Here is a 15,478-nt window from a genome sequence, read left to right as displayed (position 1 = left end):
GAGGTCCGGGCGTCGCTGGTTCCGGCGCGCGACCGGGTCCGGCGCGGCTGCGCCCGGGTCGGGTGCGGTGTGGCCGGTCAGCAGTGGACGTCGCGGGCGCCGACCAGGTGGTCCGCGTTCAGCGACGGCGCGACCGAGCCGTCGGCCGCCTGGCCTCCCTGCTGGTCGGGCTGCTGCTCCGCCCACGCCGCCAGCTGGTCGAGCACCTTGCGGGCGTCGCTGTTCGGCTTCACCTCGCTGAACTTCTGCCCGATCGCCACGTCGACCGTCGCGTCCTGCCGCTCGTCGCGCACCAGCTCCAGGCACGGCTCGATCAGGCTCAACGTCCGCGCCGCGCCCGCGCCGGGCGCGCCGAACCGGATCTGCCCTCGGCACGCCATGTCCTGCGCGGGGTACACCGGGTCGTTGCCCGGCTCCGCCGCCTGCTTCATGCCCAGCTCGGCCAACGTCGTCGCGACGAACCGGGCCTGGTTGCGCTGCGTGCTCGCGTTGAACACCCGGAACTGCACGTCGCCCGCCGGCACCGGGTCGGTCCGGTCCAGCGCGTCGTGCTCCAGCACCGTGCCGAGCGCCGGCGGCTGCTCCGCCGGTGCCGGCGCGCCGGACACGGGCGAGGGCACCCCGCCGGGCGGGTTGCACTTGATCGCCGCGTCCACGTCGCCCGCGTCGGACAGCACGCGGTTCCACACCACCACCGCGGTCACGGCGAGCACCAGGAAGAGGACGAGCGCCGGCAGCGGCCGACGCTTCCGGTACCGCGTCGACCCGCCGTTCCCCGAACCGGGTCCCACGTCCGTCGACCTCCCCTGGGCCAGTGTTGTCAGTGATCAGGCTATGCCGCGTCCCGTTGTTCCGCGTCTCGGGTCCGGCGTAGCGGGGCGCAATCACCCGGTGGCGGAACGTCAACACCCTCGTCGGGCATCTCGGGACGGGAACACCGGGCGGGAGACGCCCACCCAAAGCCTATCGGGCCAGCGTGCGAAGGGCCTGTCACCCGTCTGCTCAATTAGGGGGAACCCGCTGCACGGCCCTCCGATCAATGAGCTACCCTCTCGGCGCTCCGCGCACCGCCGGACACCTGGAAGCGTCGACGAACAGGGGGTTGGCGCCCGGCAGCACGAGCGAGACCTCCGTCACTGGGGACGGAGGGCACAAACGAGGGTGCTGGTGCGTTAACCAGCGACACGAACAGTCTCCGTTGACCGCAGGGGTGAAAGAAGTATGGCGACCGACTACGACGCACCGCGTCGCAGCGAGGCGGACGAACTCGCTGAGGACTCCCTCGAGGAGCTGAAGGCGCGGCGCAACGAAACGCAGTCCGGGGTCGTCGACATCGACGAGGACGCGACCGCCGAGAACTTCGAGCTGCCGGGCGCCGACCTGTCCGGTGAGGAGCTGACGTTCAAGGTCCTGCCGAAGCAGGCGGACGAGTTCACGTGCTCGAAGTGCTTCCTGGTGCACCACCGCAGCAGGCTGGCCGAGGAAGTCAACGGCCAGTACATCTGCCGCGACTGCGCCTGAGGGCGCCTCCGGGCACGACCGGCACGATCCCGCTCGACCGCTCGACCTCGCACGTCCGCTCCAACCGCACGTCCGCTCCGCCTCGCTCGACCGCTCGACCTCGCACGTCCGCTCCAACCGCACGTCCGCTCTGCCTCGCTCGACCGCTCGGCCCGCACGTCCGCTAGACCCCGCACCACCCGCACCACCGCACGACCCGCACGACCCGCACGACCGCTGGACCCGCACTACCGCACGTCCGCACGCACCTACGACCAGATCTGGGCGCTCACCCCACCGCCGGGGTGGCGCCCAGTCCCCGTTGACGTGTCGACGCGGGCCCGGCAGGGAGTTCACCGATCGCGCAGCAGCGCCGCCAGCTCCTCCGCCGACCGCACGCTGAACAGCCAGTACGGCGTCGGGTCCGCCGGGTCCTTCAGCTCGACCCGCACCATCGGCCCGACCCACCCGCGGTGCGTGACGAACGCCAGCGGGTCCAGGTTCGGCCCCATCGCCTTCCGCTTCGCCTTCGCGTCGAACACCTCGACCTCGCCGAGCAGGTCCAGCGGCACGTGCGCCGCGCCCACCCGCAGCTCGCCGCCCGACACCTCGACCTTCGTCGAACCCATCCGGACGATCAGCAGCAGCGCCAGCGGCACCGTGATGACGTACGGCAGCCACGACCGCACACCGGGGAACCCCATGTGGATCTCGGCGGCCAGCAGCGCGGCCGCGGCCAGCGGCAACGGCCAGCCCCACCAGGGCACGTACAGCCGCTCGCGGAACACGATCGGGGCGGTCACAGCACTCTCGCTCACGTCACCAGGGTAGTCTCGCGCGCCGTGCCCAGCGTCGAGGTCCTGTTGTCCCGGCTCGATCCCGCAGTCCCACTCCCCACGTACGCCCGACCGGGTGATGCGGGCGCCGACCTGGTGACGACCACCGACGTGGTGATCGAACCGGGTGAGCGCGCCGTGGTCGGCACGGGCATCGCGATAGCGCTGCCCGAGGGCTACGCGGGGTTCGTGCACCCGCGGTCGGGGCTCGCCGCGCGCGTCGGCCTGAGCGTGGTCAACACGCCGGGCACGATCGACGCGGGCTACCGGGGCGAGATCAAGGTGTGCCTGGTGAACCACGACCTGCGTGACGCCGTCGTGCTGACCCGAGGTGACCGGATCGCCCAGCTGGTGGTGCAGAAGGTGGAGCACGCGGTGTTCCGCGAAGTCGACGAGCTGCCCGACTCCGCGCGGGGCGCGGGCGGCTACGGCTCTACAGGCGGGCACGACGTGCTCGCCCGGACGGAGGGGTGAAGGCGATGTTCGGAAAGCGCCGCAAGCGCGGTAGGCACTCCGCGAACCGGGGGACGGCGCAACCCGAGGTCGAGTTCGACGGGGTGGAGCCCGCCGAGGACGGCCCGTTCGACGAGCCGCAGGCCCCGGACGACGGACTGAACCGGCTCGACCTCGGCTCGATCCGGCTGCCCGTGCCCGAGGGCGCGCAGCTCCAGGTCGAGATGGACCCGGCGGGCGCGGTGCGCGCCGTGCACCTGCTCACGACCGTCGGCCAGCTCACCGTGAGCGCGTTCGCGGCGCCGAAGTCGGACCGGCTGTGGCCGGAGGTCTGCGGCGAGATGATCGCCCAGTTCAAGAACGACGGGTTCCGCATCCTCCGCGAGAACGGCGACTGGGGCGAGGAGATCGCGGCCCGCAACAACGAGGTGCACCTGCGCGTGGTCGGCGTCGACGGCCCGCGGTGGATGCTGCGCGGCATCGCGGCGGCGCCCACGGAGGAGCAGGGCCTCCGGGCGACCCAGGCCCTGTACGCGCTGATGCGCGACACGATCGTGGTGCGCGGCGAGCAGGCGATGCCGGTGCGGACGCCGTTGCCGATCGAGCTGCCCGAGGCGATCGCCCGGCACATCCAGGCTCAGCAGCCCGGCTGAGCCGACGCGTCGAGGAACGCGGCGAGCGCGGCGCGGCCCAGGGCTTCCCGGTCCGCGCCCACCGCCGCCACGGTCGTCGTGCGCAGAGCGGCACGAGGAATCGCCTCGACCCACTTCCGGGCGACTTCGAACGGGTGCACGGGGTCGTCGGTCCACGCGGCGACACCCACCGGCGCCGTCAGCCCGCCCAGCTCGGCCAACGTCGGCGAGGCCGTCCCGGCGGCCTCCCGCAGCGCCGCCGCCAGCCGTGACCCGTACCGCGGCCACGCCCGCCGCAGTTCCGCGCCCAGCCACCCGTCGACGCCGGTCAGGGCCGTTTCGACGCCCGCCGACTCCACCACCGAGGCGCTCGCCGAGGTCGCCAGAGCCGCCGGCGCGCCGTCCGCCGGGCCGTTCCACGCGGGCAGCGTGACCAGCACGCCCGCGCACCGCTCGGGATGCCGTACCGCCCACGTCGCGGCCACGTGCGCGCCCAGCGACACCCCGCCCACGACGACCGGCGTGCCGCCCCAGGCCGCGTCCAACGCCTCGAAGTGCTCCCGCACGCCCCGCGACGGGGGTGCGACCAGGGAGAACCCGGCCTCGTCCAGCGGGCCTGCGAACACCGACGCGACGAACACCTCGTCGGACGCGGTGCCCGGCAGCAGAACGACGCGTGAAGAACTCATGGCGTCAGATCCTCCCCCAGTCGGATACCCGGTCGGGTGTACCCGGTTACGCTGGCTGTTGGACGGGCTTCGCTGTCGAGGCCCCGCGCATTCCAGGAGTCGGGGATGACTGGTACTGGGGGTGGCTACTGGCGCCGCCTCGTGCGTCGGCTTACCACCGACGTCAACGAGTTGGACGCCGACGACCTGTCCCGAAAAGCCCAGGCCGTCGGTGCCATCCGCGCGTGCGACTGCGAGTCCGGCCAGGAGGTGACGGTGTTGGGGAGGTTGCGCAGCGTCGAGCTGTGCCCCCGTGACGCCGCCGCCACGCTGGAGGCGGAGTTGTACGACGGCACCGAGGGCGTCACGCTGGTCTGGCTGGGCCGTCGCCGCATCGCGGGCATCGAGCCGGGCCGCACCATCAAGGCCAAGGGCCGGATCGCCGTCCGGGACGGTCGCAAGGTGCTCTACAACCCCTACTACGAGTTGCAGAACGCTTCATGACATCAGTGAACGGGCCGCAGAGCCGTCCCGAGCAGTCCGAGAACCGGTCCGACGACAACCAACCCGAGAAGCAGCCGACGTTGCTCGAGCAGATGGGCGGCGTCAGCGGCCTGCTGTTCTCCTCGTTGCCCGTCGTGGTGTTCGTCCTGGTGAACGCGTTCGCCGGGCTGATGCCCGCGATCTGGAGCGCCCTGTCGGCGGCGGTCGTCATCGGCATCGTGCTGGCGATGCGCAAGGGCTCCGTGCAGCCCGCCGTGTCGGCGGTGTTCGGCGTCGGCATCGCCGCGTTCATCGCCTACCGGACGGGTGACGCCAAGGGCTTCTTCCTGTTCGGCATCTGGCAGAGCCTCGTCTACGGCGGCGTGTTCCTCGCGTCGATCCTGGTCAGGTGGCCGCTGGCGGGCGTGATCTGGTCGTTCCTCAACGGTCAGGGCCAGGCGTGGCGGCAGGACAAGGCGAGCGTCCGGGACTACGACATCGCGACGCTCGTGTGGGCGCTGGTGTTCGGATCGCGGTTCGTGGTGCAGCGGTGGCTGTACGACGAGGCGTCGGTCGGCTGGCTGGCCGCCGCGAGGCTGGCGATGGGCTACCCGTTGATGGCGGTGGCGCTGGTCGTCACCGTGTGGGCGGTGCGCCGTTCGGACAAGCGCCTCAAGGCCGCCCTCGCCCTCCAGGAGGAGGAGAACCGCGCGGCGGAGGAACGCCTCCGCGCGCAGGCCGAGGGCAAGCCGAACACGTACCAGCAGATGCTGGACCACAACCCCACCCACCGCCCGCAACCGACTCCGGCGGAGGACCGCTAACCACCGGCCGCCCCCACCTCCCGATCCGGCGCCACCAGCCGCCTCGGGCAACGGGCTCACCGGCACCGGCATCGCCCACCCAGGGCCACCGGCCGACCAGGCGCCACGGGCTAACGGGCACCACCGGTCGTCCACGGGTCATCTGCCGAACACCTGGCGACAGGGCTATACGGCCTGCTCAAAGCCACCGGCAACCGGCCCGTCAAGGTCATCGGCCTACCGGGCGTCACGGGCCTACCGGCATCACGGGTCAACCGGGCATCACGGGTCAACCGGGCATCACGGGTCAACCGGGCATCACGGGTCAACCGCGCGTCACGGGTCAACCGCCCCAGAACGCTACGCAGGGGTCCCCGCCAAGGGGACCCCTGCTTTCATTCTCCCGCAGGGGTACGACAATCCGGGAGTTCCGACAAGTCCCGGCGTTCCCGGACTTCCGGCGTTCCCGGACTTGCGGGCGTTCCCGGAGTTCCCGGAGTCCCAGCGACCTCCGCCTCAGTACCCCAGTGCCGAACGAATCTCGCGTTCCACGTCCGCAGCGGCCACGAACAGCAGCTCGTCGCCGCCTTCCAGCGTGTCCTCGGGCGTCGGCACGATGACCCTGCCCCCGCGCAGGATCGTCACCAGCGCCGCGTCCCGCGGCAGCGCCAGCCCGTTCACCGGCGAACCAGCCAACGGAGTGTCACCCGGAAGAGTGATTTCCACGAGGTTCGCCTGACCCTGCCGCAACGTCATCAGCCGCACCACGTCGCCGACCGTCACGGCCTCCTCCACCAGCGCCGACAGGATGCGCGGCGTCGACACGGCCACGTCCACCCCCCACGACTCGGTGAACAGCCACTCGTTCGCCGGGTCGTTCACCCGCGCCACCACGCGCCGCACCGCGAACTCGGTCTTCGCCAGCAGCGACACCACCAGGTTGACCTTGTCGTCACCGGTGGCGGCGATGACCACGTCGCACAGCTGCATCCCGGCGTCTTCCAGGGACGACAGCTCGCACGCGTCGGCCTGCACCCACTCGGCCTGCTCCACGGTGTGCGGTTCGAACTGCGTCCGGTCGCGCTCGATCAGCATCACCTGGTGCCCGTCGGACACCAACTCGGCCGCGATGGACCGGCCCACCGCGCCCGCACCAGCAATCGCGATACGCACTCAGCTCTCCTCGGGCGCGTGAGCCGCAGCCGCGGCCACATCGGTCACGGTGCCGGACAGGGCCGCCACGTACACCTGGTCGTCGGCCTGCAGCACGGTCTTCGAGTCGGGCAGCACACCCGTGCCGAACCGCATCACGAACGCCACCCGGCAGCCGGTGGCCTCCTGCAGGTCGCGCACGGTCCGGCCCACCCAGTCCTCGTGCAGCTCCAGCGGCAGCACGGCCACGGTGCCGGACGGGTCGCGCCACGCGGTCGCGGTGCCCTCCGGCAGCAGCATCCGCAGGAACCGGTCGGTGGACCACGGCACGGTCGCCACGGTCGGGATGCCCAGCCGCTCGTACACGGCGGCGCGCTTCTCGTCGTAGATCCGGGCGACCACGGCCTCCACCCCGAACGTCTCCCGCGCCACCCGCGCCGAGATGATGTTGGAGTTGTCGCCGCTGGACACGGCCGCGAACGCGCCCGCTCTCTCGATGCCCGCCTCGATCAGCACCCGCTGGTCGAACCCGTTGCCCACGACCTGCTGGCCGTGGAAGTCGGAGCCGAGCCGGCGGAAGGACTGCGCGTCCTTGTCGATCACCGCGACCTGGTGGTCCAGGCGCTCCAAGGCCCTGGCCAGGGACGAGCCCACCCGGCCACAACCCATGATCACCACGTGCACGAAAGCCTCCTGAACGACGCTTACGGAGAACCTACCCACGATTACTCCGACCAGGGGACGCGGACCCCTTACGCTTTCGACCCGTGTCCAAGCTCGCAACAGCGGCCAAGCGCCTGCTGGTCGGCAGGCCCTTCCGCAGCGATCGCCTAGCCCACACCCTGCTCCCCAAGCGCATCGCCCTGCCGGTGTTCGCCTCGGACGCGATGTCGAGCGTCGCCTACGCCCCCGAGGAGATCTTCCTCGTCCTGTCGGTGGCGGGCCTCTCGGCCTACGCGATGGCCCCGTGGGTCGGCGTGGTGGTCGTCGTCGTGATGCTCACGGTGGTGGCGAGCTACCGGCAGAACGTGCACGCCTACCCGTCCGGTGGCGGCGACTACGAGGTCGCCACGGTCAACCTGGGTCGCAGAGCGGGCCTCACGGTCGCGAGCGCGCTGCTCGTGGACTACATCCTCACCGTCGCCGTCTCCATCGCCTCGGCCGCCGCCAACATCGGCTCGGCCATCCCGTTCGTCGCCACGCACAAGGTCGAGTTCGCGGTCGCCGCGATCATCATCCTCACGGCGGTCAACCTGCGCGGCATCCGCGAGTCGGGCAGCGCGTTCGCGATCCCGACCTACGCGTTCATGGTCGGCATCACGCTGATGATCGGCTACGGCCTGTACCGGGGGTTCGTCGCGGGCGACGTCATGCGCGCCGAGAGCGCGGGCCTGGAACTGCGCGCCGAGGACGACCACCTGATGGGCCTGGCGTTCATGTTCCTCGTGCTCCGCGCGTTCTCCTCCGGCTGCGCGGCGCTGACGGGCGTCGAGGCGATCAGCAACGGCGTGCCGGCGTTCCGCAAGCCGAAATCGCGCAACGCCGCGACGACGTTGCTGCTGATGGGCCTGATCGCGGTCGTGATGCTGATGGGCCTGATCGTGCTGGCCCAGCTCACCGGCGTGCGGATGGCCGAGGACCCGGACCACCAGCTGGTCAACGCGCCGGAGGGCTACGAGCAGAAGACGATGGTGGCGCAGATCGCGGGCGCCGTGTTCGAGGGCTTCCCGGTCGGCTTCTTCTTCATCACCGGCGTCACCGCGCTGATCCTCGTCCTGGCGGCGAACACCGCGTTCAACGGCTTCCCGGTGCTCGGCTCGATCCTCGCCCAGGACCGCTACCTGCCCCGCCAGCTGCACACCCGCGGCGACCGGCTGGCGTTCAGCAACGGCATCGTGTTCCTCGCCGGCGCGGCGATCATCCTGGTCATCGCGTTCGACGCCGAGGTCACCAAGCTCATCCAGCTGTACATCGTGGGCGTGTTCGTGTCGTTCACGATGAGCCAGACCGGCATGGTCCGGCACTGGAACCGGCTGCTGGCGACCGAGACCGACCCGGCCGCCCGCCGCCGCATGCGCCGCTCGCAGGCGATCAACACGTTCGGCCTGGTCATGACGTCGTCGGTGCTCGTGGTCGTGCTGATCACGAAGTTCACCAACGGCGCGTGGATCGCCATCGCCGCGATGGGCGCCATCTACGCCCTCATGACCGCCATCCGCCGGCACTACGACCGGGTCGCCGAGGAGCTGCGCCAGCAGGAGCGGCAGAAGCTCCTGCCCGCCCGCAACCACGCCATGGTGCTCGTCTCCAAGCTCCACATGCCCACGTTGCGGGCCCTGGCGTACGCCAAGGCGACGCGACCGGACATCCTTGAGGCCGTCACGGTCAACGTGGACGACATCGACACGCGCCGCCTCGTGCAGGCGTGGGAGAAGGAGAACTTCAAGGTGCCGCTGAAGGTGATCGAATCGCCCTACCGGGAGATCACCAAGCCGGTCCTGGACTACGTCAAGCGGGTCCGCACGGACAACCCGCGCGACGTGGTGACGGTGTTCATCCCGGAGTACGTGGTCGGTCACTGGTGGGAGCAGTTCCTGCACAACCAGAGCGCCCTGCGGCTCAAGGGCAGGCTGCTGTTCCAGCCCGGCGTGATGGTGACGAGCGTGCCGTGGCAGTTGGCGTCATCCTCGAAGGTGACGGACAAGGACGACGTCGTCGCGCCGGGGGCCATCCGGCGCGGCTTGGACAAGCGTGGCCAGGACGATCAGGGGAACCGCAGGTGACGGCGACGTGGAAGCAACGGCTGATCGAGGTCGAGGTCGGCCCGGTCGCCCACGGCGGGCACTGCGTCGCCCGCCACGAGGGCCGCGTCGTGTTCGTCCGGCACGCCCTGCCCGGTGAACGGGTCCTCGTCCGCGTCACCGAGGACACCGGCGGCTCGTTCTGCCGAGGCGACGCCGTCGAGGTCCTGGAGGCGTCGCCGGATCGCGTCGAGGCGCCGTGCCGGTACGCGGGACCGGGCCTGTGCGGCGGCTGCGACTGGCAGCACGCGTCGTGGCAGGCCCAGCGCGAGCTGAAGGCCGCCGTGGTCAGCGAGCAGCTGCACCGGCTCGCCAAGCTCGACTGGGAGGTCATCGTCGAGGACCTGCCCGGCGGGCCCGAGGACTGGCGCACCCGGATGCGGATGGCCGTCGGCCGCGACGGCCGCGCCGGGTTCCGCGCCCACCGCAGCCACGACGTCATCGCCGTGGACGACTGCGTCATCGCCGTGCCCGGCGCGCTGGACGGCGTGGTCGACCGCACGTGGCCGCCGAAGTCCGAGCTCGTCGTCACCCGTGACGCGGGCGGGCAGGTCCACCTGACCGAGGTCGGCCCGCCCGTCGTGCGCCGCGGCCGTCCCGTGCCCGGCCCGTCCCGGCTCATCGGCGGCAGCGGCACGGCCACCGAACTCGCCGCGGGCCGGGCGTGGAACGTCCGCGCCGACGGCTTCTGGCAGGTCCACCCGGCGGCCGCCGACACGTTCGCCGCGGTCGTCCGCGACTGGGCCGACTGCCAACCCGGTGACCGCGCCTGGGACCTGTACGGCGGCGTCGGCCTGTTCGCGTCCTTGCTGGCCGAGCAGGTCGGCGAGACCGGTTCCGTGGCCGTGGTCGAGTCGTCGTACGGCGCGGTTGAGGACGGCAAGCGCAACCTGTCCGACCAACCGCAGGTCAGCTGGTACGCGGGCCGCACCGAGGCGGTCCTGGAGACGCCCGACTTCACCGACCTGCCGCCGGACGTCGTCGTGCTGGACCCGCCCCGCAAGGGCGCGGGCCGGGTGGTGGTCACCGCCATCGCCCGCAGCCGCCCCGCACGTGTGGTTTACGTCGCGTGCGACCCGGCCGCCCTGGCCCGCGACATCGCCGCCTTCGCCCACCACGGCTACGAGTTGGCCCAGCTCAGGGCGTTCGACGCGTTCCCCATGACCCACCACGTCGAGTGCATCGCCCTGCTGAGGCCCGCTCGCTGAGCGGTGTCTCAGTCCGTGGTCCGTAGACTGACCGGACGAATCGGGGAGTCGAACCACAGGGCGAGGTGGAGCGGTGACGCTGCTGGAATCCGTGCACGGACCGGCGGAGCTGAAACGTCTGGGTGCCGATGAGCTGGTGCGGCTCGCGGAGGAGATCCGCCGGTTCCTGGTCGACAAGGTCTCCCGGACCGGCGGGCACCTGGGGCCCAACCTCGGCGTGGTCGAGCTGACGATGGCGGTGCACCGGGTCTTCGACTCGCCGCACGACTCGATCGTGTTCGACACCGGGCACCAGAGCTACGTGCACAAGATCCTCACCGGCCGGCGCGCCGGGTTCGACACGCTCCGCCAGAAGGGCGGCCTGTCCGGTTACCCGTCCCGGTCGGAGAGCGAGCACGACGTCGAGGAGAACAGCCACGCCTCGACCGCCCTCTCCTACGCCGACGGCCTCGCCAAGGCCTACCAGCTCGGCGGCCAGCGGCGGCACGTCGTCGCGGTCGTCGGCGACGGCGCCCTCACCGGCGGCATGTGCTGGGAGGCGCTGAACAACATCGCCGCCGGCTCCGACCGGCCCGTGGTGATCGTGGTCAACGACAACGGCCGCTCCTACTCGCCCACCATCGGCGGCCTGGCCGACCACCTGTCGTCACTGCGCCTGCAGCCCGGCTACGAGCGCGCCCTCGAACGCGGCAAGAACGCCCTCCAGGGCACCCCGATCGTCGGCAAGCCCGTCTACGCGGCCCTGCACGCGGCCAAGCGCGGCATCAAGGACGCGCTCAGCCCGCAGGCCATGTTCGAAGACCTCGGCCTCAAGTACATCGGCCCGGTCGACGGCCACGACCACGCGGTCCTCGAGTCGGCGCTGCGCCGCGCCAAGTCGTTCGGCGGGCCGGTCATCGTGCACACCGTCACCCGCAAGGGCAACGGCTTCGCGCCCGCCGAGAACCACGAGGCCGACCAGATGCACGCCACCGGCGTCATCGACCCCATCACCGGCGAGAACATCGGCCCGTCCAAGCGCACGTGGACCCACGTGTTCGCGGACGAGCTGGCGACGCTCGGCGGCGAGCGGCCCGACCTGGTCGCCATCACCGCCGCCATGCGCGGCCCGACAGGCCTCGACAAGTTCGCCGGCCTGTACCCGGACCGCTGCTTCGACGTCGGCATCGCCGAGCAGCACGCCATGACGTCCGCCGCGGGCCTCGCCATGGGCGGCATGCACCCCGTGGTGGCGATCTACGCGACGTTCCTCAACCGGGCGTTCGACCAGCTCCTGATGGACGTCGCCATGCACAAGCAGGGCGTCACCGTCGTCCTCGACCGCGCGGGCATCACCGGCCCCGACGGCGCGTCCCACCACGGCATGTGGGACCTGTCCATCTGCGGCCTGATCCCCGGCATCCACGTCGCCGCGCCCCGTGACGCCGCCACGCTGCGCGAGGAGCTGCGCGAGGCGGTCCGGATCGCCGACGCGCCGTCCGTCATCCGCTACCCGAAGGCGTCCGTCGGCCCCGACCTGCCCGCCGTCGAGCGGATCGGCACGGTCGACGTCCTCCAGCGCTCCGGCGACGACGTGCTGCTCGTGACCGTCGGCGCGTTCGGTTCGCTCGGCCTGGCCGCCGCCCAGCGGCTCGCCGACCAGGGCATCGGCGTGACCGTCGTCGACCCGCGCTGGGTGTTCCCCGTGTCCGGCGACCTGGTCGAACTGGCCCGCCGGCACCGGCTCGTGGTGACCGTCGAGGACGGCGGCAGGCACGGCGGCTTCGGCTGGGCGCTCGCCGCCGCGCTGCGCGACGCGTCCGTCGACGTGCCGCTGCGCGACCTGGGCATCCCGCAGGAGTTCCAGGAGCACGGCGAGCGCGGCGAGGTGCTGGCCGACATCGGCCTGACCGCGCAGGACGTGGCCCGGCGCATCACCGAGTGGGTCGTGGCGGCCGAGCCCGCCCGGGTCGGCGCGTCCGTCCAGGAGTGAGCCCGCGGCCGGGGCGCCCGTCCGGCGACGGGCACCCCGGCCGACGCGTGTCAGCAGACCCAGACTCCGTCGTGGCGTAGATTGTCACCGCGTCGTTGTCCGACGTCCCCGCATTCGCCTGGTCGAGCTCCTCCCACGACCGAACGCCGACGCGGCCGCGCTCAACGACTCCAGTGCCCCGCGGATCACCTTGTTCACGGAGAGTTTCCGGACGTTGAACGGCAACCTCTGAACAATGGCGATCGGGGGGTGAACGTGATGCCACGAAAGAACGTGTTCTAGAAGGGGTCGACAACCTGCTGTTGACGTTCGCGACGGATCTGCGCGAACTCCGCGAAGCCGCCAGCCGTCCGCCTTATCGCGGTTGGCCGGGCGGGCGCACTTCTCGGCGGAGGCCCTGTGCGACCCGGCGGGAGGCCGTCGCCTGCCGAGCCTGGCCGTGACCATGGCGTACGTGCGGGCCGGAGGCGGCCGGCGGTTCACGTCGTTGGTCGGCAGCGCGCTGGTCCACATCGGCGCGGCAATGGTGAAATCGACTCACGTAGAGAACGCCAACGGGCAATGGCCAACCGCAATTCAACGACGACCGCCACCTAGCCACTAATCGGCCACCGTTCCACGATCCACCAACCCCGCCCCGATCGGCCCGAAGCCGCCCAGCCGCCCGGCCACGCGCCGTCCATCGCTCGGCGCTCGCGTTCATACGCATTCCTCGCCCGGCGGCCGTGCCTGACCCGTGCCCTCACTCGGCGCGCTCGCGCGCCCACCCGCGCCGAGATTCACCCGGAAGCCCCTACTTCCTCCGCAGCCGGCGTTCACCCGGAGGCATCCACACCCAAGGACCGAGGCACCCGGTTCTGTCGGTCCCCTGTGCTTGGGTGTGTGCGAGGGGATCCCGTGCCGGGAGTACCCCTGCGACAGCGCGCCGACGGCATCGACAGCATCGACAGCATCGCGCTAAGCGGGTTCTCAGGGATCTGTGGCACCTTTGTGGGGTGCGGATCCTGGTAGTCGAGGACGAGGTGCCACTGGCCGACGCGATCGCGCGTGGCCTGCGGCGCGAAGGCATGGCGGTCGACGTCGCCTACGACGGCGAGACCGGCCACGAGAAGTCGACCGTGACCCGGTACGACGTGGTCGTGCTCGACCGCGACCTGCCCGGCATGTCCGGCGACGAGCTGTGCAAGGAAATCCTCAGCTCCGGCGCGCTGACCAGGGTCATGATGCTCACCGCCAGCGCCGGCATCGACGACCGCGTCGCCGGCCTGTCCCTCGGCGCCGACGACTACCTGGCCAAACCGTTCGCCTTCCCCGAGCTGGTCGCCCGCGTCCGCGCCCTCGCCCGCCGCGCCACCCCGGCCACCCCGCCCCTGCTCACCGCCCGCGACGTCGAACTCGACCCGGCCCGCCGCACGGTCCGCCGCGCCGGCCACCCCGTCGAGCTGACGCGCAAGGAGTTCGGCGTCCTCGAAGTGCTGCTCGCCGCCAAGGGGTCCGTGGTCTCCAGCGAGGAACTGCTCGAACGCGTCTGGGACGAGAACGCCGACCCGTTCACGACCACCGTCCGCGTCACCGTCATGACGTTGCGCAAGAAGCTCGGCGAACCGGGCATCATCGACACGGTCGTCGGTTCCGGCTACCGCGTGCCCACGGCAGGTTCCACTGAACTCTGAGCTGGCCCGCAGGCGCGGACCGGGGCTGCGCACGCGGCTCACCCTGCTCGCGACCGGCCTGGTCGCGTTCGTCAGCGGCCTGCTCCTCCTGCTCGGCTGGTTGCTCGTCGGTCGCGTCATCGCCTCCTCGCCCCGCTTCGCCGAAGGCAGCACCGTCATCGTCGACGGCCGCGAGGTCGACGCCGGCGCGCTGATGGACCTGCTCGGCGAACAAGCCCGCGACGACGTGCTGCGGTCCGGCTCGATCGCGTTCCTCTGCGTGGTGGCCGCGGCGGCCCTGCTCGCGTGGACCATCACGGGTCGCGTCCTCCAACCCGTGCACGACGTGACCGACGCGGCCCGACGTCTGTCCGCCGAGTCACTGGGGGAGAGGCTGCGCCTCGACGGCCCGCGGGACGAGGTCGCCGAACTGGCCGACACGTTCGACGAGATGCTCGACCGGCTCCAGGCGGCGTTCGACTCGCAGCGGCGGTTCGTCGCCAACGCCTCCCACGAGCTGCGCACACCGCTGGCCGTCATCCGCACCGAACTGGACGTGACGCTCGCCGACCCGGACGCCAACGCCGACGAACTGCGTCGCATGGCGGGAGTGGTGCGGGCCGCGACCGAACGGGCCGAGCAGTTGGTCAGCGCGCTGCTGCTCCTCGCGCGCACGGACGGGCTCGGCCTGGCGGTGCGCGAGCCGGTGGACCTGAACGCCGTGGTCGAGTCCGCGTGGAACGCCGTGCGGGTGGAAGCCGAGGAGCGCCGGCTGCGGGTGTCGTTCGTCCAAGCCCCGGCGCCCGCCGTCGGCGACCCGGCGTTGTTGGAGCGGATCGCGGGGAACCTGCTGGAGAACGCCGTCAGGCACAACGTGCCCGGTGGGTGGATCGAGGTGCGCACCGAAGGCGGACCCGACTGGACGTTGCTGCGGGTGTCGTCGTCGGGGCCGCTCATCGCGCCGGACCGGGTGGAAGAGCTGTTCGAGCCGTTCCGCCGGGGTGGCACCGACCGGACCGCGCGCACCGGCACCGGGCTCGGGCTGTCCATCGTCAGGGCCGCTGTCGCAGCTCACGAGGGTCAGGTGCACGCCACGGCGGTCGCCGGCGGAGGGCTGTCGGTGGCCGTCCACCTGCCGTCCGCGCCCCACGGAAAACTCGTGTGAGTGGTCCCGATCACACATGATCCGGTTTGAGGCCGCCCGCACGTGGTACTACCTGCGGATACGTGCCTCCCGACCCCCGATTTGTCTCCGGGTTGGCCGGGGTGTAACTTTCTCTCTGCCAGCGCGGAACGGGCCGGAGAGAGACCGGAACGG

15 protein-coding genes are annotated in these 15,478 nt (G+C 71.5%); 10 read left to right on the top strand and 5 right to left on the bottom strand.

Annotated features, from left to right (window positions below):
• Positions 1–77: 77 nt before the first annotated feature.
• Complete coding sequence (cei, locus tag ACFQ3T_RS26270) at positions 78–791, bottom strand: envelope integrity protein Cei (protein ID WP_380726922.1); 714 nt, start codon at positions 789–791, stop codon at positions 78–80.
• A gap of 430 nt (positions 792–1,221) precedes the next feature.
• On the opposite strand from cei, the gene ACFQ3T_RS26265 reads away from it, so the two are divergent.
• Positions 1,222–1,521, top strand: a complete 300-nt coding sequence (locus ACFQ3T_RS26265; protein WP_053717171.1) for a DUF4193 domain-containing protein — start codon at positions 1,222–1,224, stop codon at positions 1,519–1,521.
• Between the two features lie 332 nt (positions 1,522–1,853).
• Here ACFQ3T_RS26265 and ACFQ3T_RS26260 read toward each other — a convergent pair whose 3' ends face one another.
• On the bottom strand, positions 1,854–2,318 hold the full coding sequence (locus tag ACFQ3T_RS26260) for a DUF3093 domain-containing protein (protein WP_380726920.1): 465 nt from the start codon (positions 2,316–2,318) through the stop codon (positions 1,854–1,856).
• A gap of 24 nt (positions 2,319–2,342) precedes the next feature.
• On the opposite strand from ACFQ3T_RS26260, the gene dut reads away from it, so the two are divergent.
• Together dut and ACFQ3T_RS26250 are read left to right on the top strand one after the other, a co-directional pair.
• Positions 2,343–2,810: a dUTP diphosphatase gene (gene dut / locus ACFQ3T_RS26255; protein WP_380726918.1), complete on the top strand. Its 468-nt coding sequence runs from the start codon at positions 2,343–2,345 to the stop codon at positions 2,808–2,810.
• A gap of 5 nt (positions 2,811–2,815) precedes the next feature.
• Positions 2,816–3,442 carry a DUF3710 domain-containing protein gene (locus ACFQ3T_RS26250; protein ID WP_380726916.1) on the top strand — a complete coding sequence of 209 codons (627 nt, stop codon included), beginning with the start codon at positions 2,816–2,818 and terminating at the stop codon, positions 3,440–3,442.
• Here ACFQ3T_RS26250 and ACFQ3T_RS26245 read toward each other — a convergent pair.
• Positions 3,427–4,110 (bottom strand): alpha/beta fold hydrolase, encoded by a 684-nt coding sequence (locus ACFQ3T_RS26245; RefSeq protein WP_380726914.1) that lies wholly within the window; start codon positions 4,108–4,110, stop codon positions 3,427–3,429. The genes ACFQ3T_RS26250 and ACFQ3T_RS26245 overlap by 16 nt on opposite strands.
• Before the next feature lie 105 nt (positions 4,111–4,215).
• Here ACFQ3T_RS26245 and ACFQ3T_RS26240 point away from each other — a divergent pair, with 105 nt between their 5' ends.
• Positions 4,216–4,593: an OB-fold nucleic acid binding domain-containing protein gene (locus ACFQ3T_RS26240; RefSeq protein ID WP_380726912.1), complete on the top strand. Its 378-nt coding sequence runs from the start codon at positions 4,216–4,218 to the stop codon at positions 4,591–4,593.
• The gene (locus tag ACFQ3T_RS26235; protein ID WP_380726910.1) at positions 4,590–5,396 is read left to right on the top strand and encodes a DUF3159 domain-containing protein; all 807 of its coding nucleotides are present in this window, start codon (positions 4,590–4,592) and stop codon (positions 5,394–5,396) included. The genes ACFQ3T_RS26240 and ACFQ3T_RS26235 overlap by 4 nt, the downstream gene beginning before the upstream one ends.
• Positions 5,397–5,891: 495 nt before the next feature.
• Here ACFQ3T_RS26235 and ACFQ3T_RS26230 read toward each other — a convergent pair whose 3' ends face one another.
• Both ACFQ3T_RS26230 and ACFQ3T_RS26225 read right to left on the bottom strand, forming a co-directional pair.
• Positions 5,892–6,548: a potassium channel family protein gene (locus tag ACFQ3T_RS26230; protein ID WP_380726908.1), complete on the bottom strand. Its 657-nt coding sequence runs from the start codon at positions 6,546–6,548 to the stop codon at positions 5,892–5,894.
• Positions 6,549–7,211: a potassium channel family protein gene (locus tag ACFQ3T_RS26225; RefSeq protein ID WP_380726906.1), complete on the bottom strand. Its 663-nt coding sequence runs from the start codon at positions 7,209–7,211 to the stop codon at positions 6,549–6,551.
• 83 nt (positions 7,212–7,294) lie between these two features.
• Here ACFQ3T_RS26225 and ACFQ3T_RS26220 point away from each other — a divergent pair, with 83 nt between their 5' ends.
• From ACFQ3T_RS26220 to ACFQ3T_RS26200, 5 genes are all read left to right on the top strand, one after another.
• A complete protein-coding gene (locus tag ACFQ3T_RS26220) occupies positions 7,295–9,310 on the top strand; it encodes an APC family permease (protein ID WP_380726904.1) in 2,016 nt (671 codons plus the stop codon).
• Positions 9,307–10,536, top strand: coding sequence for a class I SAM-dependent RNA methyltransferase (locus ACFQ3T_RS26215; RefSeq protein WP_380726902.1), 1,230 nt, complete (start codon positions 9,307–9,309; stop codon positions 10,534–10,536). The genes ACFQ3T_RS26220 and ACFQ3T_RS26215 overlap by 4 nt, the downstream gene beginning before the upstream one ends.
• A gap of 73 nt (positions 10,537–10,609) precedes the next feature.
• Positions 10,610–12,508 (top strand): 1-deoxy-D-xylulose-5-phosphate synthase, encoded by a 1,899-nt coding sequence (gene dxs / locus ACFQ3T_RS26210; protein ID WP_380726900.1) that lies wholly within the window; start codon positions 10,610–10,612, stop codon positions 12,506–12,508.
• A 995-nt stretch (positions 12,509–13,503) separates the two neighbouring features.
• Positions 13,504–14,181, top strand: coding sequence for a response regulator transcription factor (locus ACFQ3T_RS26205; RefSeq protein WP_380726898.1), 678 nt, complete (start codon positions 13,504–13,506; stop codon positions 14,179–14,181).
• Complete coding sequence (locus ACFQ3T_RS26200) at positions 14,171–15,325, top strand: sensor histidine kinase (RefSeq protein WP_380726924.1); 1,155 nt, start codon at positions 14,171–14,173, stop codon at positions 15,323–15,325. The genes ACFQ3T_RS26205 and ACFQ3T_RS26200 overlap by 11 nt, the downstream gene beginning before the upstream one ends.
• Positions 15,326–15,478 lie beyond the last annotated feature (153 nt).

The sequence above is a fragment of the Saccharothrix hoggarensis genome (assembly GCF_042678885.1).
Taxonomy (GTDB): domain Bacteria; phylum Actinomycetota; class Actinomycetes; order Mycobacteriales; family Pseudonocardiaceae; genus Actinosynnema; species Actinosynnema hoggarensis.
The sequence above is the reverse complement of the archived record's forward strand: the minus strand, read 5'-3'. Positions and strand labels throughout refer to the sequence as shown.